Raw genomic sequence first — 22,023 nt, 5'->3', positions numbered from 1 at the left:
AGGTCAGCGGGTGAGGCCGGCCAGGAGGACGCTGTTGGCATCGACCAGCGAGCGGGCCTGGTCGCCGTAGCCGAACTGCGCGGCGGTCGCGACGGCGCGGTCGGTGGCCACCTTGATCTGGTCGGCGGTCGGGGCCGGGATGCCCGCGGGCAGGGCCGGGGCCGTGGCGACCGGCGCGATCGCGCCCGGAACCTGGGACACCGGGGTCGGCGCAGGAGCCGGGGCGGGGGCGGGCTCGGGCTCGCCGGCGGTCAGGTACTGACCGCACACCGGCCACGCGCCGGCACCCTGGGTGCTGAGCACGTTCTCCGCGACGCGGACCTGCTCGGCCTTCGACGCGGTGTGCGGCGAACCGGTGCCGCCGTTGGCGGACCAGGTGCTCTGCGAGAACTGCAGGCCGCCGTAGTACCCGTTGCCGGTGTTGGTCGACCAGTTGCCGCCGCTCTCGCACTGCGCGACGCCGTCCCAGTTGTGGGTGGCGGCGGAGGCGGTGCCGGCGCTGAGGGCCATCGGGACGGCGGCGAGCGCCGCGGTCGCGGCGACGGCGCCCAGGGCGCGCGTGGTTGTCTTGCGAGTGGTCATGCGGGGTGAATCCTCTCCGCGCTTGCTGACGGGGCCGGCCGTGGCGGACAGACTGCTGTTCGTCGCCAGGCGTTCGCGAGTGGCTCGCCGTCCCTGCCCCTCGAAGGTTTCGGGGTTCCGATCCCGCGGGGCAGAGTCGAGCAGCGGCGGGTCGGCTGAGCCCGGTCGTTTCGGGCCGGAAACGACGCTAGCCAACAATCCGCGACGGGTCATCCCCGTCGAACTGTGGCCTGCCGCAACGCAAGTCATCGATGTAACGCGACTTTCGCCAGGTCATCGGGCGTCCTGGCTACTCGGCAGTATCTTTGTTACCCCACCGTTATGTGGCGGGGATCACCCGATTTCTGTGGAGTGCGTCACTCCGATGTGCGGGGTCGGGGGCGCGTGCCGCGTCGTCGTCGGAGGGCTCGCGGACGTGGGCGTGGACAGCCGTCCTGGCGATTTGTGTTCGCTTCATCCGTTCGTGTAACTTCGTTCATGCAGCGCGGGGTGGAGCAGCTCGGTAGCTCGCTGGGCTCATAACCCAGAGGTCGCAGGTTCAAATCCTGTCCCCGCTACCAATGACGAAGACCCGGTCTCACCCGAGACCGGGTCTTCTGTCGTTTCCGGCCTTCCTCGGTCCGTCCTCCCCGCCCTCGCCGGCGTCCGGGTGCCCGATGTTCCGGCTCGCCGCGTTCCGGGCTCGGGTGTGATCCCCGTCGCACGGTCCCCTGATGTCGCAGCGGGTCACTTCGGGTGAGCGAATGTGACATCGGGGAACCCTCGGGAGGGGTGGTCAGGAGTGCTCCGAAGTTCGTGTACAGTAGGTGATGCAGCGCGGGGTGGAGCAGCTCGGTAGCTCGCTGGGCTCATAACCCAGAGGTCGCAGGTTCAAATCCTGTCCCCGCTACCAATGACGAAGGCCCGGTCTCACACGAGACCGGGCCTTCGTCGTCTCTGCGGTCGATGGCCCTCGCGCGGTTGTGTGAGGATGCTCGCATGCACTGGCGGATCGTCACCCACGTCCCGTTCGAGGGGCCCGCGCTGATCGCGACCATGATGGACGCCAAGGGGATTCGCCACGAGACCTGTGCGCCGTTTGCCGGGGAGCCGCTGCCGTCCGCGGCGGACTGCGCCGGCCTGGTCGTGATGGGTGGGCCGACGAACGCGCTCGACGACGCCGCCCATCCGCACCTGGCCGCCGAGCGGGAGCCGATCGCGAACTGTCTGGGGCGTGGTGTGCCGGTGCTCGGGGTGTGCCTCGGTGCGCAGCTGATCGCCGCGGCGCTCGGCGCCCGGGTGTACGCCGGGCCGGAGGGGGAGTTCGGTGCCGGGTTCGTCACCGCGACCCCGGACGGGGGAGTTCGGTGCCGGGTTCGTCACCGCGACCCCGGACGCCGCCCGCGACGCGGTGTTCGGCGGCCTCGGGACCACGGTGCCGGTCGTGCACTGGCACGGCAACACGTTCGACCTGCCCGGCGGGGCGGTGCTGCCGGCGAGCAGCGACCGGTACCCGCACCAGGCCTTCCGGGTCGGCGAGACCGGTTACGGCCTGCAGTTCCACGTGGAGCTGACGGCCGCGCAGCTGCCGGCGCTGGTCGAGCACATGCCTTCGGGCACCGTGCCCGACGCCGACCGCCTCGGCGCGGTCGAGAGTGTCGGCCGACGATTGATCGGCAACGTCCTCGACCCGGCGTAGGGGTACCTCGCGAATCCGAAGACGGGGTGACTCGGCGCACCTTCTTGCTGATGTGGCAAATACACTTGCGGAAACGGGATGGCGGGTCGGACAGTGGTCGGTGACCGCGGATTCGAAACGGAGGAACTGATGAACGACAGGTACGACGTGGTGATCGTCGGCGGTGGCGCGGCCGGACTCGGTGGGGCGCTGTCCCTGACGCGGGCGCGCCGGTCGGTGCTGGTGATCGACGCTGCCGAGCCCCGCAACGCGCCGGCCGAGCACATGCACAACTATCTAGGGCGGGAGGGTGCGGCGCCGGGCGATCTGCTCCGGACCGGCCGCGACGAGGTCGCCGGATACGGGGCCGAGTTCACGGCCGGCGACGTGGTCGCGGTGCGCCGTGTCGAGCGGGGATTCCTGGTGGCGCTGCATGATTCCCGCGAGGTCGCGGCACGGCAGCTCCTCGTCGCGAGCGGTCTCGTCGACGAGCTTCCCGACCTGCCCGGAGTGCGGGAGCGCTGGGGTCGGGACGTGCTGCACTGCCCGTACTGCCACGGCTGGGAGGTGCGCGACCGGCCGATCGGAGTTCTCGCCACGAGTCCGCTTGCGGTGCACCAGGTTCTGATGTGGCGGCAGTGGAGCGACGACGTGGTGCTGTTCACCCACACGGCGGCGGCCTTCGACGCCGCGGACCTGGAGAAGTTCGCCGCCCGCGGCATCCGCGTGGTCGACGGGGAGGTGACCGGACTCGAGGTGACCGACGACCGGCTCACCGGGATCCGGCTCGCCGACGGTGCGGTCGTCGCCCGCGAGGCGCTCGTCGTGCCGCCGAAGTTCGCCGCCCGCATGGGTTTCCTGGACGGTCTCGGTCTCGAACCGGCGACGCAGCAGATGGGCGGGGAGGTGATCGGCACGTACCTCGCCGCCGATCAGACCGGCGCGACCGCCGCGGCGGGGGTGTGGGCGGCCGGAAACGTCACCGATCCACGCGCGCAGGTCATCTCGGCCGCCGCGCAGGGCGTCGCGGTCGGCGCGATGATCAACGCCGCGTTGATCGAGGAGGACGTCGCGGCCGCGGTCGCCGAGTACTCAGTCGCCCGGTAGATCCAGGTCCCGCAACGCTCCGCGCACCAGCTTGCCGGTCGCGTTGCGGGGCAGGTCGTCCACGAACACCACTTCGCGCGGCACCTTGAAGCGGGCGAGGTGGCCCTTCACGAACGTCTCGAGGGCCTGCGCGTCGCGGTCTGATTCGGGGGCCGCGACCACGAAAGCCCGCAACCGTTGGCCGAATTCGGCGTCCTCGACCCCGATCACCGCCGCGTCCGCGACGTCGGGGTGCTCGGCGAGGAGGTTCTCGACCTCGAGCGGGTAGACGTTCTCGCCGCCGGAGACGATCATGTCGTCGTCGCGGCCGTCGACGAACAGCAGACCGTTCCGGTCGAAGTGCCCGACGTCGACGGTCGAGAGCAGGCCGTCGATCCGCTCCTTGTCCCGGCCGTCGGTGTAGCCGTTGAAGCTCAGGCCGCTGGCCACGAAGATCCGGCCCACCACCTCGGGTTCGGTGACCCGGGTGCCGGCGTCGTCGTACAGCGCGACGTGGCAGGTGACCGGGGCGCGACCCGCGGTGCCGGGAGCGAGGGCCAGGTCGGCGGGTGTCGCGACCGTCGCGACCGCGACCTCCGTCGAGCCGTACAGATTGTGCAGGACCGGGCCGAACGCCGCGGTGGTGCGACGGCACAGGTCGGGGGAGATCGCCGACCCGGCCGCGAAGATCACCGACAGATTGGTCGTGTCGTGCCGGGACAGGACGTCGGGCCCGAGATCGACGATGCGCTGGAGCATCGTCGGCACGACGACCAGGACGTCGGCGCGGTTGTCCGCGGTCAGTTCGACCGCCCGGAGCGGGTCGAATCGCCGCTGGAGCACCACGGTCTGCCCGAGTGCCAGCGCCAGCCCGAGCTGCGAGAGGCCGGTGCCGTGGAAGGCCGGCGCCGCCATCACCATCGTCTGTCCGGGCCGCAGCGGCACCCGGTCGAGGAACTGGGCGGACGCCAGCGGAGACGTCCGCTCGCGAGGTGCGCCCTTCGGCGTGCCGGTCGTGCCGCTGGTCAGCAGCACGAAGCTGCCGTGGGCGGACGGTGTCGGCACCGGGTCGGTGGACCGGCCGTCGATCAGGTCGTCGAGGTGCGCGACCGTCTCGGCGCGTTCGCCCCACGATCGGTAGCGGAGCACGTCCGTGGGCAGCGCCGCCGCCACCGCGGCGAACTCCTCGTCGAACACCAACGTCCGGACCTGTTCGCGCGCAGCCACATCCACCAACTGCGGGGCCGCGAATCCGGTGTTCATCAGGACCAGCTTCGCACCGAGTTTGGACGCGGTGATCATCGTCAGCACCAGACCACGGTGGTTGCGGCACATCGCGCCGACCACCGAACCGGCGGTGATCCCGTCCGCGGCCCACGCCCGCACCAGCGCGTTGGACCTGCGGTCGAGGTCGGCGTAGGTGAGCTGGCCGAGTTCGTCGACGATCGCGACCGCGTCGAGACCGGCGACGGCGTGTGCGTGGACCGCGCCGGCGAAGGGTCCGTACGTCCCGGCGGCACGGATCGACGCGAGGCCGCGGTCGAGGCGCGGGAACGGGACCAGACCCGAGCGCACCATCACCCGGACCGCACCGAACGTGTCGGTGACCCTGGTCCGTAGGCCCGGCATCGCGTCCCCCTGACCTAGGCTCCGGTGCGTCGACGGTCACAGACTAGACCGTCGCGGGCCCGCGGACGCGCCGAAAGGCGCCCCCGCGCCGAAGCCGCGGTCGGGGGCGCCTTCCGGTGGACGCCGGAGGGAGTTCGTTCGGACGCACTGGCGCGTGGTGCCGGCAGGATCGGGGTCGTGGCGGTGGCCCACCACGAGGAGGCGACGAGACGGTGGGTGGACGGCGTGCGAGCACCGGCAGACCGGGCATTGTTCGACGGGATACAACCGGCGAAGGCCGGGCCTTCCGCTCATCTCGTGAGACTCATCGCAAGCGTGACACGGCGTGGAACGGCGACGGCGGGGCGTCCGCCGCCATCTTGACGAGTCTTGTTGCGCCGGCGGCAGGCACGGTGTCCTATGTCGTCTTCACGAAATCGTCGGGCTTCCAGGACTGGTCGTAGAATTCGGCGCCGGTGCCGTAGAGCCGGAACACGCCGACGAAGTGGCGTCCGGGGATCACCTTGACGAACGCTGCGTCGGCCACGCCGTCGGGCTTGTCGGGTCCGAACCACAGGTCGATCGAACCGTCCTCGTTCTTCGGGATGTCGTAGTAGCCGTTGGTCGAGGGCAGTAGTTCGTCGGTTTCGGGCATCGTGCCGTCGGTGACGTTGTAGGCGGTCGCCGCCCAGAACAGGCCCGCCGGCGGGTTCGGCGGCAGATGCAGCCGATAGGTGTGGGATCCGTCGAGGAACTCGCCGTCGCGGTCCCGGATCGCGTACGGGTACTTGGCGCCGGCGCCGGTGGTGTGGATGTTCATCGCCGGCGCCGACGAGTACGCGTACTGGAAGAACCGCGCGCGGGCGTCGATGTCGAGATAGGACCGCTGCATCCACTCCGCAGTGCCGCCCGCCCAGGCCGCCTCCCACTGGCGGTCGTCGTAGTAGAGGTTGCGCTCGTCGGGACGGCCGAGCTGGGCGCTGGCGAGGATCATCTTCGGCGCGTCGACGACAGCGCGTTCGAGCTGAGCCCGCTGCCAGTCGGTGGGCTCGAACGGCCGGCCTTTGACGATCCCGATCGAGGCCAGCACACCACGCAGCTCCGGGGTGATCGCGGCGACCGGCTCGTAGTCCACGAACTCGTTGAGCTTGGTCCAGAAGGTGAAGTCCGTCGGGTACATCATGTTGACCCGGACGCCGCTGGCATTGGGGAACTCCATCGCAGGCACGTCCTTCTCCGTCTCCCACAGCGGGTAGACGCGGGTGCGTTCGGCCACAGCGACACCTGCCGACGGGTCCGGTTCGCCGTCGCCCTGTCCCATGATGGTGCGGAAGAACAGGAAGACGTTGTAGGTCGAGGACTCGAACGTGTAGTAGCCCGCCGGAACGTGTCCGTCGTAGTTCGGGGGCAGCAACAGGAACAGGCCACCGCGCCCGCGGTCGGGCCCGACCGCGCCGACGTCGGTGAGGGTGCGCTGGAAGAAGTCGGTGAACATGCCGATGACGTTCGCCGGTGCGTTGACCACCAGCGGCCCGGTCTTGCCCAGGTCGAGGTAGCTCATGGCGTAGATGACGTCCGCGTTCGGGGTGGGTACCCAGGTGCGGCTGTCCATCCGATCCTTCCAGATCGGCAGGACGTGGTAGCCCCTGCCGAACGTGGCCTCGGAGCCGTCGCGCATCCCGATCACGTTCAACGCCGGAAGCATCGTGGTGTAGGCGTGCACCGCGCGCTGGTAGTACAACTCCGCACGCAACGCTTCCGCTTCCTCCTCAGGGAACCACCGGCCGCCGTTGATCTGCCGCAGGAGCGGGGACATCGGCTCGTCGTCTCGGACACCGCCGGTCTCCGCCTCTGTCGCCTTCGCCGCCTCGGTCATTGCCGCTCCGTCCGTGTGTCATTGCTGAACACGTCCGACTCTGGTGGACACCGGGCCGGTCCGCCTCACCCGTCAGGGATGGTCTCTCGTCCTTCTCCTGTCACTGCATCGGGGCGCCGCGTCGAGGGAGGTCCCGTTGCATCTGATGCAACGATGGCGGGGTGACCGGCCCGACCCGCTGACGCCGGTGCTCCGATGACCTGGCGGGGCCGACTGGTCACCGCCCCGAGCGCGGTCGCCCTGGCGACCGCGGTGTGGCTCGTGCGCATCGACGACACGCAAACGCTCCTCGGTGACGTCACCGAGCAGGCGCGACACGATCTCGGGGCCGGACGAGAAGTGGTGCAGCGACAATTCCGCCCCGGTCGCAGTGGATGCGACCGGGGCGGATCGTCTCGTGAAAAAAGCTGCTGCGCAGGCTACTTGAGCTCGGTCGACGACTTGCCGAGCAGGCGCCGCGCCACGATCAGCTGCTGGATCTGCTGCGTGCCCTCGAAGATGTCGAGGATCTTGCTGTCCCGGGCCCACTTCTCGAGCAGCGGACGCTGCGAGTACCCCTCGGTGCCGGCGAGTTCGACGGCCTTGAGGGAGACCGCGGTGCCGGTGCGGCCCGCCTTCGCCTTCGACATCGACGCCTCGAGCGAGTTCGGCTTCTTGTTGTCGGCCATCCAGGTGGCGCGCAGCGCCAGCAGGTACGCCGCCTCCCAGTCGGCCTCGAGGGCCAGGAACTCGGCCGCCGCGGCGTGCTGGTTGTTCGCGGGGATGTCGTACGAGACCTCGACACCGGCCTCCGACAGGACGGTGCGCAGCTCCTCGAGCACCGCACGGCCGAGGCCCACGGCCATGCCCGCGACGATCGGGCGGGTGTTGTCGAAGGTCTGCATCACGCCGGCGAAGCCCTGCTCGACGTTCACCTCGGGATTGCCGAGAATGTTGTCCTTCGGGATCCGGCAGTCCTGCAGCAGCAGGACCGCGGTGTCGGACGCCTTGATGCCGAGCTTGTGCTCGAGCCGGGCGACGGACAGTCCCGGTGCGTCGCGCGGCACGACGAACGACTTGATCGCCGCGCGGCCCTTGGACTTGTCGACGGTCGCCCAGACGACGACGTGGGTGGAGCGCTCGCCGGCGGTGACGAAGATCTTCTCCCCGTTGAGGACCCACTCGTCCCCGTCGAGGACCGCGGTGGTCGTGACGGCCGCCGAGTCGGAGCCGAAGCTCGGCTCGGTGATGGCCATCGACGCCCACACCTTGCCGAACCGCTCGAGCTGCTCGTCGGTGGCGACCGCGGCGATCGCCGAGTTGCCGAGGCCCTGGTACGGGATCGACAGGGTCAGACCGACGTCACCCCAACAGGTTTCGATGACGTTCATCAGGGACGCCATGTTGCCGCCGTTGGCGTTGCCGATCACCGACGGGGCGTCGCCTCGGCCCAGCGCCGCGCCGGACGCGCCGACACCGGAGTCGTTGAGGCCCTCGACCATCGCGGCCATGGTGTCGAGCTCGACCGGGTACTCGTGCTCGGCGAGGTCGTACTTGCGCGAGGCGGGGCGCAGGATCTGCGCGGCGACCTGATGCGCCTGGTTCGCGGACGCCTTCAGCTTCTTGGGAAGTTCGAGATTGATCATTGTCTGTTTCTCCTGTGGCGTCGGCGTCAGATGAGGACGATGCCCTCGGCAACGCCGATGGCGCGAAGGTCTCGGTACCAGCGTTCGACCGGGTGCTCCTTGGTGAAGCCGTGCCCGCCGAGCAGCTGCACACCGTCGAGGCCGATCTGCATGCCCTTGTCGGTGGCCAGCTTCCGGGCGAGGGCGGCCTCACGGCCGAACGAGAGGCCCTGCTCGGCACGGGACGCGCCGCGCAGCGTCACCAGCCGCAGGCCGTCGAGCTCGATGCCGATGTTGGCGACCATGAACGCCACCGCCTGGCGGTGGCTGATCGGCTCGCCGAACGCCTCGCGCTCGTTGACGTACGGGATCACGTAGTCGAGGACGGCCTGTCCGGTGCCCACCGCGAGCGACGCCCAGCCGAGGCGGGCCAGGCGGATCGCGTCGGCGTAGTCGGCGGCGCGCTGATCGGCGTCGCCCTCGCCGAGGATCGCGGACTCGGGCACCGCGACGTCGGTGAGGTTCAGCCGGCCGAGGCCCGCCGCACGCAGGCCCATGCTCGGATCGGCTTCCACGACAAGGCCCTTGGAGTCGGACTCGACGATGAACAGCGCCGGGCGCCCGTCGAGTTCGGCGGCGACGACGAACAGTTCCGCGTCCGCGGCGGCCGGGACGAGGGACTTGACGCCGTTGAGCCGGTAGCCACTGGGGGAGCGCACCGCCTTCGTCTGCAACGCGAACGGGTCGAACAGCGCGCGGGGCTCGGTGACGACCAGCGCCGCGGCGGGGACGTTCTCGCCGGTGAACGACGGCAGGTACGTCTTCTGCTGTGCCTCGGAGCCGAACTGGGTCAGCGCGACCGCGACACCGCTGGGCGCGAGGATCGGCAGCGCCAGCCCCATGTCGCCGTGCGCGAGGGCCTCGGCGACCAGTGAGTTGGTCACGGCGCCGCGCTCGGTGGCGACACCCTCGAACTCCTCCGGCACGTTGATCAGCGTGATGCCGAGTTCGGCCGCACGGGTGCCGAGGTCGGCCGGGGAGGAGGCGGCCGCGTCGGCGTCGTACGCGGCGGGGCGCAGGATCTCGGCCGCGAACTCCCGCACGGTGTCGACGATCATCTGCTGCTCGTCGGTGGGGGTGAGATCGAAGTAGTCGGCGTTCTTCGCCTCGCCGTCGGGCAGACGGGTGGGCTTGCCGCCGCCGGAGACCTTCGCGAAGGTGCGGGTGGCCGCGCCGAGCGTCTTGAACCCGGTCTTGGTGCCCTCGTAGGTGACCCGGTTGATCGGCTCGCGGAGGTTGTACTTCTCGGCGATGTCCGACCCGGTGATCTTGGTCAGCACGCGCATGGCGGCGCCCATCGCGTCTCGCTTGATCGGGTTGAGGCCGACCGCGGAGGTGTCGCGCTTGCGGCGAGCCGCCGAATCGTCTGCGTGTCGCGCGGCACCGTTCGTATTCACAACGCTGTCTTGCTTGCTCATGATCACCAGTTTCTCGGTGTTCGGTCTTGGGACGTCGCTATCTTACTTCAGAGTAAGAAGTGAAGTCGAGCGTTCTGCGGTGGCCCCGCGCTGTCGACGGTCGCCGCGGAGCAGGCCGTCGTGCGGTCCATTCGCGATTCCGCCGAGGCGGTCGCCGCGTTCCGGGAGAAGCGTGCCCCCGATTCGTCGGCGCCTGAATGCGATTCGCCGACCGGGACGGCCCGTTCCCGTCGGGCCACGCGGGCGGCCTTCCGGTCCGCGGGACCCTCGGATTTCCGGTCAGCGGGTGACGAGCTTGGACGTCGACGGCGGGTAGGGCAGGCTCGTCCAGATGGCGGAACTCCCGATCGTCGATCCACACGTCCACCACTGGCTGCCGTCCGTGCAGCGGTGGTATCCGCTGATGCAGGAACCGGACGAGGCCCGGCCGTCGACGCTGGGTGACCTGACGAGGATGGCCCACGACTACACCGCCGCCGACTACCGGGCCGACACCGCCGGCTACGACGTCACCGCGATCGTGCACGTGTCCGCGACCAGCCGGCCGGGCGCCCACCTCGACGAGCTGGCCTGGCTCGACGAACTCGCCCGCGACAGCGGCTGGCCGGCCGCGGCGGTCGGCGCCGTGGACCCGGACTCCGACTGGTCGAGCATCGAAGCCCAGCTCGACGCGCAACGCCGCAGCCCGCTCTTCCGCGGGATCCGGGTGCTGCGCGGGCTCGATCCGGCCGCGCCGGTGACGGGGCGGCTGCTCGACCACCTGCGGCGGCACTCGCTGGTCTTCGACCTCGTCGCCCACCCGCACTCGATGCCCGCGTGGGCCGAGGTCCTGCGCGACCACGAGGACCTGACCGTGGTGCTCGAGCACGCCGGATGGCCCATCGCGGCAACGGACTTCGACGACTGGTCGGCCGCGCTCGCCCGGCTGGGCGAGCGCCCGAACGTGCACTGCAAGATCTCCGGGCTCGGGATGACCCTGCACACCCTCGACGCCGCCGTGCAGCGACCGTGGGTGCAGCGCTGCCTGGACGTGTTCGGTCCGCGTCGGGCGATGTTCGCCAGCAACTTCCCGGTGGACCGCATGTACGGCGAGTTCGACCGGCTCTACGACGGATATCTCGACGCCGCAGCACAGTTCGAGGCCGGCGACCGGGCGGCGCTGTTCGAGACGAACGCGCGCCGCCTCTACCGACTCGACACCACCGAGGAGCACTGACATGGGTTCTCTGGACGGGAAGATCGCCGTGGTCACCGGCGCCGCACGCGGGCAGGGGCGGGCCCACGCCCTCGCCCTGGCCGCCGAGGGCGCGACGGTCGTCGCGGCCGACATCGCGGACCAGGTCCCGACGGTGGCCTACCCGATGAGCACCCGAGCCGACCTCGACGAGACCGTCGCCGCGATCGCCGCGGCCGGCGGTACCGCGATCGGTGTGGTCACCGACGTCCGCGATTCGGCGTCGGTGCAGGCGCTGTTCGACGAGGTCGACGCGCGCTACGGGCGGTTGGACGTCCTCGTCGCGAACGCAGGCATCTGCGGTTTCGCGCAGGTCCACGAGATCTCGGACGAGGCGTGGTCGGACATGGTCGAGACCAACCTCGCCGGGGCCTTCCGGTGCATCCGGGCCGCCGTTCCGCTGATGCGGCGGGGCCGGTTCGGCCGGATCGTCGCCATCTCGTCCGGGGCGGGCCGCGGCGGCATGCGCAACCTCGCGCACTACGCCGCCTCGAAGTGGGGTCTGATCGGGCTCGTCAAGTCCGTGGCGCTGGAGGTCGCGACCGACGGGATCACCGCGAACGTCGTCTGCCCGACCACCGTCGCGACGCCGATGGTGCTCAACGACAGCACGTTCCGCGTCTTCTGCCCGGAACTCGAGCATCCGACGCTCGACGACGCCCGACCCCGGTTCGCCGGAATCACGCCGATGCGGCAGCCCTGGGTGGAGCCGGAGGAGATCACCCGCGCGGTGCTGTACTTCGTCGGCGCCACCCACACCAGCGGCGCCGTCCTCGAGGTCGATCTGGGGAGCTCGGCGAACCGGACCTGACGCCGCGGCGCTCGCACGGCGTGGCGCGCGTGACCGGGCTGGTGGGGGGTCGACGCCCGGCTGCCCGGCCGGCGCTCCGGCATCGCCCGCGAACCTGCACCGAACCTTCACACGGCCCCCCGAGGATCCCCTCATCCGGGCAATACAGTCGGGTGCATGACCCAGCGAAGAGTGCTCGTCGTCGACGACGAACGCACGATCTCCGAGTCGATCGCCGCGCGGCTGCGCGCGGAGGGATACGAGGTGCGGACCGCGTACGACGGCCCCGACGCGGTCGCCCGGTGTGCCGAGTTCGCCCCCGACGTGGTGGTGCTGGACGTCATGCTCCCCGGCTTCGACGGCCTCGAGGTGTGCCGGCGCATCCAGGCCGCCGACCCGGTACCGGTGCTGATGCTCACCGCCCGTGCGGACGAGACGGACATGGTGATCGGGCTCGGTGTCGGCGCCGACGACTACCTGAGCAAGCCGTTCAGCATGCGCGTGCTGGTGGCCCGGGTGTCCGCCCTGCTGCGCCGGGCGCAGCGCACCGCCGACGCGGCGCGGGAACCGGATCCGATGGTGTTCGGGACGGTGTCGCTGGATCTGACCCAGCGGCGGGTCCGGCTCGGGGACGCGGAGGTGCACCTGACCCGGACCGAGTTCGACCTGCTCGCGCACCTCGCCTCCAGACCGCGGGCCGCCATCGCCCGTGAATCGCTGCTCGAGCAGGTGTGGGGGTGGGCCGACGGGGCGAACAGCCGGACCGTGGACAGCCACGTGAAGGCGTTGCGGCGCAAGCTCGGTGGCGACCTGATCCGGACCGTGCACGGCGTCGGCTACGCATTGGAGCCGCCGCGATGAGGTGGCCGCGGCCGCTCGACCCGTTCCGGTCCTTCAAGGTCAAGACCGGCCTGCTCGTGGCTGCGTCGCTGCTGTTCTCCTCGGTCACGTTCTGGGTGACGGCCCAGTGGCAGTTCCGCTTCGCCCTGCTGACCGCGCTGGTGGTGTCCCTGGTCGTCACGCAGGTGCTCGCGCACGGGATGACCTCGCCGCTGCGGGAGATGACGGAGGCCGCGCGGGCGATGGCGACCGGCGACTACTCGCGCCGGGTGCGGGCCACCTCGCGCGACGAGATCGGGCAACTGGCGTCGGCGTTCAACCAGATGTCCGCCGACCTGGAGGCGGAGGACCGGTACCGCCGGGAGCTGATCGGCAACGTCTCGCACGAACTGCGCACCCCGATCGCCGCGCTGCACGCGGTGCTCGAAAACCTGGTAGACGGGGTGCAGGAACCCGACGAACAGACCCTGCGGGTGGCGTTGTCGCAGACCGAGCGCCTCGGCGGGCTGGTCGCCGACCTGCTCGACCTCTCTCGCCTCGAGGGCGGCGCGGTGCCGCTGCGGCGGGTCGGCTTCGCCGTGCGTCCCTTCCTCGAGGAGGTGGTCCGGCAGGCGTCGGACCCCGAGCACCCCGCGCAGGTGCGGATCGACGTCCAGCCGCCCGGCCTGCGCGGCCACGCCGACCCCGCACGCCTGCACCAGGTGGTGGCCAACCTCGTGGACAACGCGGCACGGCACGGCTCGGCGCCCGCGCCGGTGACCGTGCGGGCCCGGACCGGCCAGGCGGGCGCGCTCGTCGTCGACGTCCACGACGACGGACCCGGCATCGCGGTGGCCGACCGCACCCGGGTGTTCGAGCGCTTCACCCGCGGCGGCTCACCCGACGGCGGCACCGGGCTGGGGCTGGCGATCGCCCGCTGGGCCGTCGAGCTGCACGGCGGCCGGATCGAGGTGGTCGACACCGACACCGGCTGCTGCATCCGGGTCGTGCTGCCGCCGCCGTAACGCCGAAGTACCCACCCCGACAGAACGATTCACCCATTCGGTACGACGAGATCGCCGTCCCGCGAGGGCGCCTGCCCGGATCCGGGGCGGGCGTGGACGAGGAGGATCCACGATGACCACGACCATCCCGCACCGCCCCGCGGCGGGCGCAGTGCCCGACCCGCTGATGTGGCCCCGGGACGTGTGGCGACCCGACCGGACGTCGATCCCGCCGCGGGCCACCGTGGGCGCGGCGCTCGGCGTCGGCCTGCTCGGCGCGCTCACCCTGCAGCCGTCCGTGGCGGGCGTCGCCTACCCGCTGACGGGCATCGCGGTGGCCGCGACGGTGCTCGCGACCGTCCCGCCGCGCCCTCGGCCCGCGCTGCTGGTGGGCGCCGCGGCCGCGCTGGCGCTGCTCGTGGTGGCCGCGCTCCGCGACGCGCCCGGGCTGGTGCTCGCCTGCGTCCTGCTGAGCTGGCTGGTGTGGACCGCCGCGCTGCTCGGGACGCGGACCTGGACCGGGCACGCGCTCGCGCCGTTCGTCCCGTGGTGCACCCCGCTGCGGGTGGCGGGCTGGGTGCGCCGGGGGCGCACGCGATCCGGGGGCGGCGTGCCGCTCGGCCGCGTTCTGGTGGTGGCCGCGGTGAGTGTCGCGCTGGTCGCGGTGTTCGGCGCCCTGCTGGTCAGCGCCGACCCCGAGTTCGGCGCGGTCTTCGACGCGCTCGTGCCGAGTGTGCGGGTGCGCAATCCGTTGGGGCGGTTGGCCGTCGGCGCCGCGGTGGCCGCCGTCGCGCTGTCCGCGGCGTACCTGCGGCGCCGGCCGCCGCGGCCGGACGCGTTCGCTCCCGCGCCGGGTCGCCCCAGCGCCCGCTGGGAGTGGGCGGTGCCGGTGGCGGCGCTCGACCTGCTGTTCGCCGGGTTCGTCGCGGTGCAGCTGCGGGAGCTGTTCGGCGGCCGCGGGCACGTGCTGCGCAGCACCGACCTGACCTACGCCGGCTATGCCAGGCAGGGCTTCTGGCAGCTGTGCGCGGTGACCGCGCTGACCCTGGTCGTGATCGCGGTCGCGGTCCGGCGGATCGACCGGACGCGGCCGCGGGACCGGGTCCTCGCCCGCCTGGTCCTCGGCGCGCTGTGCCTGCTCTCGCTGGTCGTCGTCGCATCGGCGGTCCATCGGATGTCGCTGTACGAGACCGTGTTCGGCCTCACCCGGCTGAGGCTGGGCGTCATGGTCGCCGAGCTGTGGTTCGGCGCGATCGTCGGGCTGCTGCTCGCGGCGGGGTGGCGGCTGCGCGGGCGGTGGCTGCCGACGGCGGTGCTGGTGTCGGCGGTGGCCGGGGTCCTCGCGCTGGCGGTGGTGAACCCGGACGGGTACATCGCGGAGCGGAACGTCCAGCGGTACGAGCGGACCGGCGACCTCGACGTCGGATACCTGCGCGGGTTGTCGGCCGACGCGGTGCCCGCCCTCGACCGGCTGCCGGAGCCGGCCCGCTCCTGCGCGCTGGCCGGTGTCGACATCGGGGCCGACGGGGCCTGGTACGAGTACAACGCCGCGCGCTCGCGTGCCCGGGAGATCCTGCGCGAGCGCCCGATCGGTCGGTGCGAGCCGGTGTGGGGGTGAGGTGTCCGCCCGTTCGGATCCACCACGGCGGCGGCCGCACCCGGCCGATGCGCTCGGCGGTGTGCACGAGCTCTCACCGCGACCGCCCGCCGAGCGCGGTGTGATCCGGTCACGGCCGGGGGTCGCGGGGGAGCGCCCCCGGCGCGCGGGTCACGCCCGGTCGGCGCCGGTGCCGAGCCGATCCAGCACGGCCCGGTGCAGGAGCCCGTTGCTGGCGACCGCGCTGCCGCCGTGCGGGCCCGGCGTGCCGTCCAGCGCGGTGAACCGGCCCCCGGCCTCCCGGACCAGCAGGTCCAGCGGCGCCAGATCCCACAGCGACACCTCGGGTTCGGCCGCGATCTCGAGGGCGCCCTCGGCGAGCAGGCAGTAGGAGTAGAAGTCGCCGTAGCCGCGGACCCGCCACACGGCGTCGGTCAGGTCCAGGAAGCGGTCCCGGATGCCGAGGTCGCGCCAGCCGCTCAGGCTCGAGAAGCTCAGGCTCGCCGACCCGAGGCGGTCGACCGCGGACACCGAGATCCGCTTCGGCGCGCCGCCGTCGAACGTCGTGAACGCACCGGCGCCTGCGGACGCCCACCAGCGTCGCGACAGGGCGGGAGCGCTGACCACCCCGACGACCGGGACCCCGTCCTGCAGCAGTGCGATCAGCGTCGACCACACCGGCACACCGCGGACGAAGTTCTTGGTGCCGTCGATCGGGTCCACGACCCACTGCCGGCCCTCGAACCGGGCCTCGCCGCCGAACTCCTCACCGAGCACCGCGTCCTCCGGCCGCTCCTGCGACAGGATCGCCCGCACCTCCCGTTCCACCGCGAGGTCGGCGTCCGACACCGGGGTCAGGTCGGGCTTGTCGTCGACCCGCAGGTCGAGGGCCCCGAACCGGTCCCGGGTGATGGCGTCGGCGGCGTCGGCGACGCGCAGGGCGAGGTGCAGGTCGGTGGAGAGATCGGTCACGGGGTCACAGGCTACCGGCGGCTCACTCCGCCAGTCGGGGCACTCCGCGCACCCGGTAACCTTTTGTTGTGCATCCCGACGTTTCCGCTGACCTCGCCGAACTCGACACCACCCTGACCACCGTCGAGACGGTGCTCGACGTCGAGGAGCTGCGCCGCCGCATCGACGAGCTCGAACACCAGGCGGCCGACCCGGACCTGTGGAACAACCAGGAACACGCCCAACAGGTCACCAGCCAGCTGTCGCACGCGCAGGCCGAACTGCGCCGGGTCGAGGAGCTCCGCTCCCGCCTCGACGACATGGAGGTGCTGTACGAGCTCGCCGAGGAGGAGGGCGGCGACGCCGTCGCCGACGCCGACGCCGAGCGGGTGAAGCTGCGCGACGACATCGCCGCGATGGAAGTCAAGACGATGCTCTCCGGCGAGTACGACGAGCGCGACGCGCTGGTCAACATCCGGTCCGGTGCCGGCGGTGTCGACGCCGCGGACTGGGCCGAGATGCTGATGCGCATGTACATCCGCTGGGCGGAGAAGCACGGCTACGGGGTCGAGGTGTACGACACCTCGTACGCGGAGGAGGCGGGCATCAAGTCCGCGACGTTCGCGGTCAAGGCCCCCTACGCGTACGGCACCCTGTCGATCGAGATGGGCACCCACCGGCTGGTGCGGATCAGCCCGTTCGACAACCAGGGCCGCCGCCAGACCTCCTTCGCCGAGGTCGAGGTGCTGCCCGTCGTCGAGACCACCGACCACATCGACATCGACGAGAACGACGTCCGCGTCGACGTCTACCGCTCGTCGGGTCCCGGCGGCCAGTCCGTCAACACCACCGACTCCGCGGTCCGGCTGACGCACATCCCGACCGGCATCGTCGTCACCTGCCAGAACGAGAAGTCGCAGCTGCAGAACAAGGTGTCCGCGATGCGAGTCCTGCAGGCGAAGCTCCTCGAACGCAAGCGTCAGGAGGAGCGCGCCGAGATGGACGCCCTCAAGGGCGACGGCGGCAGCTCGTGGGGCAACCAGATGCGGTCGTACGTGCTGCACCCGTACCAGATGGTCAAGGACCTGCGCACCGAGTACGAGGTCAACAACCCGTCGGCGGTGCTCGACGGCGACATCGACGGCTTCATCGAGTCCGGGATCCGCTGGCGCATGCGCGGGGAGCAGGACTAGTTGGCCGTCCTCGCGTTCGGCTGGGGTCCGGAGACGGACTTCTCGAACTGGCTCGAGTCGAGTGGCCTCGAGATCGTCCTGTACGTTCTCGGCGGCCTGCTCGCCGGGCGGTTCCTCAGCTGGCTCGGTGGCCGCATCACCGACCGGATCGACCTGAACTACAACCAGGGCGACGCGCTGGTGCGGTCCGAGGCCACCAAGCACCGGCACGCGCTGGCGCAGGTGATCACCTGGGTGCTGATCTCGATCGTCTACGTGCTCGTCGCGATCGAGGTGCTGCAGCGCCTCGGGTTCGCGATCGGGAGTCTCGTGGCGCCCGCCACGGTGCTCGGTGCGGCGCTCGGTTTCGGCGCGCAGCGGGTCGTGCAGGACATCCTGGCCGGCTTCTTCATCATCGCGGAGAAGCAGTACGGCTTCGGTGACGTCGTGAAGATCGCGATCACGGGCTCCGGCGACGACGCGTACGGCACCGTCGAGGACGTGACCCTGCGGGTGACGCGGCTGCGCTCGTCCGACGGCGAGGTGATCACCGTCCCGAACGGGCAGATCGTCAAGGCGGTCAACCTGTCGAAGGACTGGGCGCGCGCGGTCGTGGACGTCCCGATCCCCGCGTCCGCGGACCTCAACCACGTCAACGACGTGCTCCGCACCGTCGGCCGCGACGCGTTCGCCGACCTCGACCTCGAACCGTTGTTGCTCGACACCCCCACCGTGATGGGGGTCGAGTCGATCGAACTCGACACCGTCAACATCCGGCTCGTCGCCCGCACCCTGCCCGGCAAGCAGTTCGAGGTCGGGCGCGCGCTCCGCATCCGGGTCGCGGCGGCGCTGCGCCGGGAGGGCATCTTCGTCGGCCCCGACCTGTCCACCGACAACGGAGACGCGACATGACGCGCCCCGCCGGCGCGGACCCGACGCCGGACCACACCGCGGCCCGCACCTGGACGTGGCCGCGGCACCTGGGCCGGTTCCGCACGTCGACCGTCGTCATGGTGCTCGCGTTCATCGCGACCGCGCTGCTGCGCGGCTACTTCATCAGCGAGGCGGAACTGGACGAGCCGCAGGGCGAGGTGGTGGTGCCGGTGCAGACCACCCCGGCCCCGGCGCCGCAGCGCACGACCCCGCACCCGACGAGCACGACCCCGACCGCCCCGACACCGAGCACGACGGCGCCGGCGTCGCCTCCGTCGGGAACCGTCGGCACGAGCGGCACGCCGACCACGTCGCCGCTGATCGTGCTGCCGCCGGGTCTGGTCCCACCCGGAGTCGAACTGCCCCCGGGCGTCGCCGTCGAGACCACCGCGCCGACCGCGACCGCGACACCGCCGACGTCCTGACCCGCGTCGACCCGTCGACATGCGTCCCGCTCGGCGACCGGTGGCCGCTCACAGGGCCACGGCGGGCCGCCGGGCATGTCTACACTGGCTCCTCGTGATCAGCGTGGAGAGTGTGTCCAAGTCCTACAAGGCGTCCTCGCGTCCCGCCCTGGACAAGGTGAACGTCTCGATCGACAAGGGCGAATTCGTCTTCCTGATCGGACCGTCCGGCTCCGGGAAGTCCACCTTCATGCGGCTGCTGCTCAAGGAGGAGACGCCGACGTCGGGCGACATCCACGTCGCCGACTTCCACGTCAACAAGCTCGCCGCGCGGCGGGTGCCGAAGCTGCGGCAGTCGATCGGCTGCGTGTTCCAGGACTTCCGGCTGCTGCCGAGCAAGACGGTGGCCGAGAACGTCGCGTTCGCGCTCGAGGTGATCGGCAAGCCGCGCGCCACGATCGACCGGACCGTCCCCGAGGTGCTCGACCTGGTCGGGCTGTCCGGCAAGGCGGACCGCCTGCCGCACGAGCTCTCCGGCGGCGAGCAGCAGCGGGTCGCGATCGCCCGCGCGTTCGTCAACCGGCCGCTGGTGCTGCTGGCCGACGAACCGACCGGCAACCTCGACCCCGACACGAGCGGCGACATCATGCTGCTGCTCGAACGGATCAACCGGACCGGGACCACCGTGCTGATGGCCACCCACGACAACCACATCGTCGACTCGATGCGCCGCCGGGTCGTCGAACTCGACCTCGGCCGCGTGGTGCGCGACGAGGCGCGGGGCGTCTACGGCGTGGGGCGCTAGCCGCCCGAACGCCCCGAACCCGCCCCGACACACGAAGGACCACCACTTCCGATGCGTGCCAGCTTCATCCTCGGCGAGGTCTTCACCGGACTGCGCCGCAACATCACCATGACGATCGCGATGATCCTCACCACCGCGATCTCCCTCGCCCTGTTCGGCAGCGGCCTCCTCGTCGTGCAGATGGCCGGCAAGACCCAACAGATCTTCCTCGACCGGGTCGAGGTGCAGCTCTTCCTCACCGACGACGTGTCCGCCACCGACCCCGGGTGCACCCAGGACATCTGCCGCGGCCTGCGGGAGGACCTCGAGCACACCGACTCGGTGGTGTCGGTGCAGTACCTCAACCGCGAGGACGCCGTCGCGGACGCGAAGGAACGCGTGTTCAAGGACCAGCCGGAGCTCGCGTCGATGGTCAGCCCGGAGGCGCTGCCCGCCTCGTTCAAGGTGCGGTTGTCCGACCCGGAACGATTCGGGGTGATCGAGGACACGTTCGCGCACCGGCCCGGCGTGGACAGCGTGCTCAACCAGCGCGACCTCGTCGAACGCCTGTTCAGCGTGCTCGGTGGCATCCGCAACGCCGCGTTCGCGATCGCGATCGTGCAGGCCGTCGCGGCGATCCTGCTGATCGCCAACATGGTCCAGATCGCCGCGTTCACCCGCCGCACCGAGGTCGGCATCATGCGGCTCGTCGGCGCCACCCGCTGGTACACCCAGCTGCCGTTCCTGCTCGAGGCGGTCGTCGCCGCGTTCGTCGGTTCGGTCCTCGCGATCGTCGCACTGTTCACCGCGAAGAACCTGTTCATCGACGACGTGCTCACCGACGTCTACGACGCCAACATCGTCGCCCGCATCTCGAACAGCGACGTGCTGCTGGTCTCGCCGTTCCTCGTGCTCGTCGGCGTCGGCATGGCCGCGATCACCGCGTACGTGACGCTGCGGCTGTACGTGCGGGAATAATCGATTGCCAGATCGAACTATCCTGGTCAGTGTTGATTTCTCGCTGAGGTACTGAAGGGGCCCCGACGTGAAGGAAAAGGGCCGCAAGGTCATCGCCCAGAACCGCAAGGCACGGCACAACTACACCATCCTCGACACCTTCGAAGCCGGGATCGCGCTCGTCGGCACCGAGGTCAAGAGCCTGCGTGAGGGCAAGGCCTCGCTGGTGGACGCATTCGCGACCGTCGACGACGGCGAGGTGTGGCTGCGTGGACTGCACATCCCCGAGTACGGGCAGGGCAGCTGGACCAACCACTCGCCGCGTCGCACCCGCAAGCTGCTGCTGCACCGGCGCGAGATCGACAGCCTCGTCGGCAAGTCGCGGGAGGGCAACCAGACGCTGGTGCCGCTGTCGATGTACTTCAGCGACGGCAAGGTGAAGGTCGAGCTCGCCCTCGCCAAGGGCAAGCAGGACTACGACAAGCGGCAGGACATCGCCCGCCGCACCGCCGAGCGCGAGGTGACCCGCGAACTGGGCCGGCGGGTGAAAGGCATGAGCCGCTGACCCCGTCGCGGCTGCGACAGGAGCCGCCGACTCCGTCGCGGCTGCGACACGAGCCGTGACGGCGATCCTGCTCGCCCTGGTCGCCGCCGTCGGGTACGGGGTCAGCGACTTCGTCGGCGGCCTGGCGTCCCGGCGGGTCGCCGCCCTGCGGGTCGTGATCGTCTCGTACCCGATCTCGCTGCTGATTGCGCTGGCCGTGGCGCCGCTGTTCGGGGGCACGCTCACCTCCTCGACCGCGCTGTGGGGCGCCGCGTCCGGAATCGCAGGCGGCATCGCGGTGTGGTGGTTCTACCTCGCACTCGCCGACGGTCCGATGTCGGTGGTGTCGCCGCTGACCGCGGTCCTCGTCGCCGGGATCCCGGTCCTCGTCGGACTGCTGATCGGGGAGCGGCCCGGGGCCCTGGCCCTGGCCGGGGTGGCGCTCGCGCTGGTCGCCGTCGTACTGGTCAGCCGCGAGACCCCGGAGTCGGCGGGGGAGGCCGTCGACGGTCACCCGGCCCGGTTCACCCCGGCCGTCGCCTGGCTGACCGTCGGCTCGGGGATCGCGTTCGCGCTGGCCTTCGTGTTCCTGCACCAGATCGGCGACGAGTCCGGACTGTGGCCGCTGGTGGTGTCGCGGGCCACCGCGACCGTCGTCGTGTGGGCGGTGGCGGTCGGGTCCCGGCAGTTCACCCGGCCACCCCGCGACGTCGTCAGGCTCGCGGTCGGGATCGCGCTGCTCGACCTCGTCGCGAACGGCGCGATGCTGTACGCGTTCGCCGGGGCGATGCTGTCGCTGGTGTCGGTGATCGGGTCGCTGTATCCGGCGGCGACGGTGCTGCTGGCGATGACGATGCTGGGGGAGCGAATCGGACGGCTCCAGCAGGTCGGGATGGTGCTCGCGCTTGCCGCCGTCGCGATGATCGCCGCCGCGTGAGCGGAC

Annotated in this window: 20 protein-coding genes, 2 tRNA genes and 1 pseudogene; 17 read left to right on the top strand and 6 right to left on the bottom strand. The window is 71.0% G+C overall.

Translation table 11 applies throughout. The features are described 5' to 3' along the window. Positions 1 to 3 precede the first annotated feature (3 nt). Entirely contained in the window at positions 4 to 582 is a 579-nt protein-coding gene (locus ABD951_RS13120; protein ID WP_345345421.1) for a transglycosylase family protein, read from the bottom strand. 483 nt (positions 583 to 1,065) lie between these two features. Between ABD951_RS13120 and ABD951_RS13115 the strand changes: the two genes are divergently transcribed. The 5 genes and pseudogenes from ABD951_RS13115 to ABD951_RS13095 all read left to right on the top strand — a co-directional run bounded on the left by ABD951_RS13115 (position 1,066) and on the right by ABD951_RS13095 (position 3,346). Further along, a tRNA-Met gene (locus ABD951_RS13115) sits at positions 1,066 to 1,142 on the top strand. Positions 1,143 to 1,397: 255 nt separating this feature from the next. Next, positions 1,398 to 1,474: transfer RNA gene (locus ABD951_RS13110), tRNA-Met, on the top strand. 53 nt (positions 1,475 to 1,527) lie between these two features. Continuing rightward, positions 1,528 to 1,833 (top strand): annotated as a pseudogene (locus tag ABD951_RS13105) (glutamine amidotransferase-related protein); the annotation flags it as partial. Positions 1,834 to 1,888: 55 nt separating this feature from the next. Further along, a complete protein-coding gene (locus tag ABD951_RS13100) occupies positions 1,889 to 2,260 on the top strand; it encodes a type 1 glutamine amidotransferase (RefSeq protein WP_345345477.1) in 372 nt (123 codons plus the stop codon). Positions 2,261 to 2,389: 129 nt separating this feature from the next. Further along, on the top strand, positions 2,390 to 3,346 hold the full coding sequence (locus ABD951_RS13095; protein ID WP_345345419.1) for an NAD(P)/FAD-dependent oxidoreductase: 957 nt from the start codon (positions 2,390 to 2,392) through the stop codon (positions 3,344 to 3,346). On the opposite strand, the gene ABD951_RS13090 is transcribed toward ABD951_RS13095, so the two are convergent. From ABD951_RS13090 to ABD951_RS13075, 4 genes are all read right to left on the bottom strand, one after another. Beyond that, positions 3,332 to 4,954: an acyl-CoA synthetase gene (locus ABD951_RS13090; protein ID WP_345345417.1), complete on the bottom strand. Its 1,623-nt coding sequence runs from the start codon at positions 4,952 to 4,954 to the stop codon at positions 3,332 to 3,334. The genes ABD951_RS13095 and ABD951_RS13090 overlap by 15 nt on opposite strands. A 397-nt stretch (positions 4,955 to 5,351) precedes the next feature. Next, positions 5,352 to 6,809 (bottom strand): DUF1254 domain-containing protein, encoded by a 1,458-nt coding sequence (locus ABD951_RS13085; protein WP_345345415.1) that lies wholly within the window; start codon positions 6,807 to 6,809, stop codon positions 5,352 to 5,354. 419 nt (positions 6,810 to 7,228) lie between these two features. Next, positions 7,229 to 8,434, bottom strand: coding sequence for an acyl-CoA dehydrogenase family protein (locus ABD951_RS13080; protein ID WP_345345413.1), 1,206 nt, complete (start codon positions 8,432 to 8,434; stop codon positions 7,229 to 7,231). A 26-nt stretch (positions 8,435 to 8,460) separates the two neighbouring features. After that, positions 8,461 to 9,897, bottom strand: a complete 1,437-nt coding sequence (locus tag ABD951_RS13075; RefSeq protein ID WP_425569841.1) for an acyl-CoA dehydrogenase family protein — start codon at positions 9,895 to 9,897, stop codon at positions 8,461 to 8,463. A gap of 325 nt (positions 9,898 to 10,222) precedes the next feature. Here ABD951_RS13075 and ABD951_RS13070 point away from each other — a divergent pair, with 325 nt between their 5' ends. The 5 genes from ABD951_RS13070 to ABD951_RS13050 all read left to right on the top strand — a co-directional run bounded on the left by ABD951_RS13070 (position 10,223) and on the right by ABD951_RS13050 (position 15,356). Further along, a complete protein-coding gene (locus ABD951_RS13070; protein ID WP_345345409.1) occupies positions 10,223 to 11,107 on the top strand; it encodes an amidohydrolase family protein in 885 nt (294 codons plus the stop codon). Position 11,108: 1 nt separating this feature from the next. Continuing rightward, positions 11,109 to 11,936, top strand: coding sequence for a mycofactocin-coupled SDR family oxidoreductase (locus ABD951_RS13065; protein ID WP_345345407.1), 828 nt, complete (start codon positions 11,109 to 11,111; stop codon positions 11,934 to 11,936). A gap of 156 nt (positions 11,937 to 12,092) precedes the next feature. Next, positions 12,093 to 12,776 (top strand): response regulator transcription factor, encoded by a 684-nt coding sequence (locus ABD951_RS13060; RefSeq protein WP_345345405.1) that lies wholly within the window; start codon positions 12,093 to 12,095, stop codon positions 12,774 to 12,776. Further along, complete coding sequence (locus tag ABD951_RS13055) at positions 12,773 to 13,759, top strand: HAMP domain-containing sensor histidine kinase (RefSeq protein ID WP_345345403.1); 987 nt, start codon at positions 12,773 to 12,775, stop codon at positions 13,757 to 13,759. Before ABD951_RS13060 ends, ABD951_RS13055 begins: the two co-directional genes overlap by 4 nt. 112 nt (positions 13,760 to 13,871) lie before the next feature. Beyond that, on the top strand, positions 13,872 to 15,356 hold the full coding sequence (locus tag ABD951_RS13050) for a DUF4153 domain-containing protein (RefSeq protein ID WP_345345401.1): 1,485 nt from the start codon (positions 13,872 to 13,874) through the stop codon (positions 15,354 to 15,356). Between the two features lie 150 nt (positions 15,357 to 15,506). Here the strand turns inward: ABD951_RS13050 and hisN are convergent, their stop codons facing one another. Continuing rightward, positions 15,507 to 16,307 (bottom strand): histidinol-phosphatase, encoded by an 801-nt coding sequence (gene hisN / locus ABD951_RS13045; RefSeq protein WP_345345399.1) that lies wholly within the window; start codon positions 16,305 to 16,307, stop codon positions 15,507 to 15,509. Positions 16,308 to 16,375: 68 nt separating this feature from the next. On the opposite strand from hisN, the gene prfB reads away from it, so the two are divergent. The 7 genes from prfB (at position 16,376) to ABD951_RS13010 (ending at position 22,017) form a co-directional block, all read left to right on the top strand. Further along, complete coding sequence (gene prfB, locus ABD951_RS13040) at positions 16,376 to 17,479, top strand: peptide chain release factor 2 (RefSeq protein WP_345345397.1); 1,104 nt, start codon at positions 16,376 to 16,378, stop codon at positions 17,477 to 17,479. Next, positions 17,480 to 18,370 carry a mechanosensitive ion channel family protein gene (locus tag ABD951_RS13035; protein ID WP_345345395.1) on the top strand — a complete coding sequence of 297 codons (891 nt, stop codon included), beginning with the start codon at positions 17,480 to 17,482 and terminating at the stop codon, positions 18,368 to 18,370. It abuts the gene before it with no gap. After that, on the top strand, positions 18,367 to 18,816 hold the full coding sequence (locus ABD951_RS13030) for an Rv3103c transmembrane domain-containing protein (protein ID WP_345345393.1): 450 nt from the start codon (positions 18,367 to 18,369) through the stop codon (positions 18,814 to 18,816). Before ABD951_RS13035 ends, ABD951_RS13030 begins: the two co-directional genes overlap by 4 nt. Before the next feature lie 94 nt (positions 18,817 to 18,910). Then, positions 18,911 to 19,600, top strand: coding sequence for a cell division ATP-binding protein FtsE (gene ftsE, locus ABD951_RS13025; protein ID WP_345345391.1), 690 nt, complete (start codon positions 18,911 to 18,913; stop codon positions 19,598 to 19,600). 51 nt (positions 19,601 to 19,651) lie between these two features. Further along, entirely contained in the window at positions 19,652 to 20,557 is a 906-nt protein-coding gene (ftsX, locus tag ABD951_RS13020) for a permease-like cell division protein FtsX (protein WP_345345389.1), read from the top strand. A 67-nt stretch (positions 20,558 to 20,624) separates the two neighbouring features. Continuing rightward, on the top strand, positions 20,625 to 21,101 hold the full coding sequence (gene smpB / locus ABD951_RS13015; RefSeq protein WP_345345387.1) for an SsrA-binding protein SmpB: 477 nt from the start codon (positions 20,625 to 20,627) through the stop codon (positions 21,099 to 21,101). 55 nt (positions 21,102 to 21,156) lie between these two features. Then, positions 21,157 to 22,017 (top strand): EamA family transporter, encoded by an 861-nt coding sequence (locus tag ABD951_RS13010; RefSeq protein WP_345345385.1) that lies wholly within the window; start codon positions 21,157 to 21,159, stop codon positions 22,015 to 22,017. Positions 22,018 to 22,023: the final 6 nt, after the last annotated feature.

Source organism: Rhodococcus olei (genome assembly GCF_039540555.1).
Taxonomy (GTDB): Bacteria; Actinomycetota; Actinomycetes; order Mycobacteriales; family Mycobacteriaceae; genus Rhodococcus_G; species Rhodococcus_G olei.
Note: the sequence above shows the minus strand (reverse complement) of the source record. Positions and strands in the feature narration are given on the sequence as shown.

Excerpts from the sequence above, each read along its gene's own strand:
- ABD951_RS13080 (WP_345345413.1), bottom strand. The coding sequence starts at position 8,434 with ATGATCAATCTCGAACTTCCCAAGAAGCTGAAGGCGTCCGCGAACCAG.
- ftsX (WP_345345389.1), top strand. The coding sequence starts at position 19,652 with ATGCGTGCCAGCTTCATCCTCGGCGAGGTCTTCACCGGACTGCGCCGC.
- ABD951_RS13095 (WP_345345419.1), top strand. The coding sequence starts at position 2,390 with ATGAACGACAGGTACGACGTGGTGATCGTCGGCGGTGGCGCGGCCGGA.
- ABD951_RS13060 (WP_345345405.1), top strand. The coding sequence starts at position 12,093 with ATGACCCAGCGAAGAGTGCTCGTCGTCGACGACGAACGCACGATCTCC.
- ABD951_RS13090 (WP_345345417.1), bottom strand. The coding sequence starts at position 4,954 with ATGCCGGGCCTACGGACCAGGGTCACCGACACGTTCGGTGCGGTCCGG.
- ABD951_RS13030 (WP_345345393.1), top strand. The coding sequence starts at position 18,367 with ATGACGCGCCCCGCCGGCGCGGACCCGACGCCGGACCACACCGCGGCC.
- ABD951_RS13085 (WP_345345415.1), bottom strand. The coding sequence starts at position 6,809 with ATGACCGAGGCGGCGAAGGCGACAGAGGCGGAGACCGGCGGTGTCCGA.
- ABD951_RS13050 (WP_345345401.1), top strand. The coding sequence starts at position 13,872 with ATGACCACGACCATCCCGCACCGCCCCGCGGCGGGCGCAGTGCCCGAC.
- ABD951_RS13120 (WP_345345421.1), bottom strand. The coding sequence starts at position 582 with ATGACCACTCGCAAGACAACCACGCGCGCCCTGGGCGCCGTCGCCGCG.
- ABD951_RS13055 (WP_345345403.1), top strand. The coding sequence starts at position 12,773 with ATGAGGTGGCCGCGGCCGCTCGACCCGTTCCGGTCCTTCAAGGTCAAG.
- ABD951_RS13070 (WP_345345409.1), top strand. The coding sequence starts at position 10,223 with ATGGCGGAACTCCCGATCGTCGATCCACACGTCCACCACTGGCTGCCG.
- ABD951_RS13065 (WP_345345407.1), top strand. The coding sequence starts at position 11,109 with ATGGGTTCTCTGGACGGGAAGATCGCCGTGGTCACCGGCGCCGCACGC.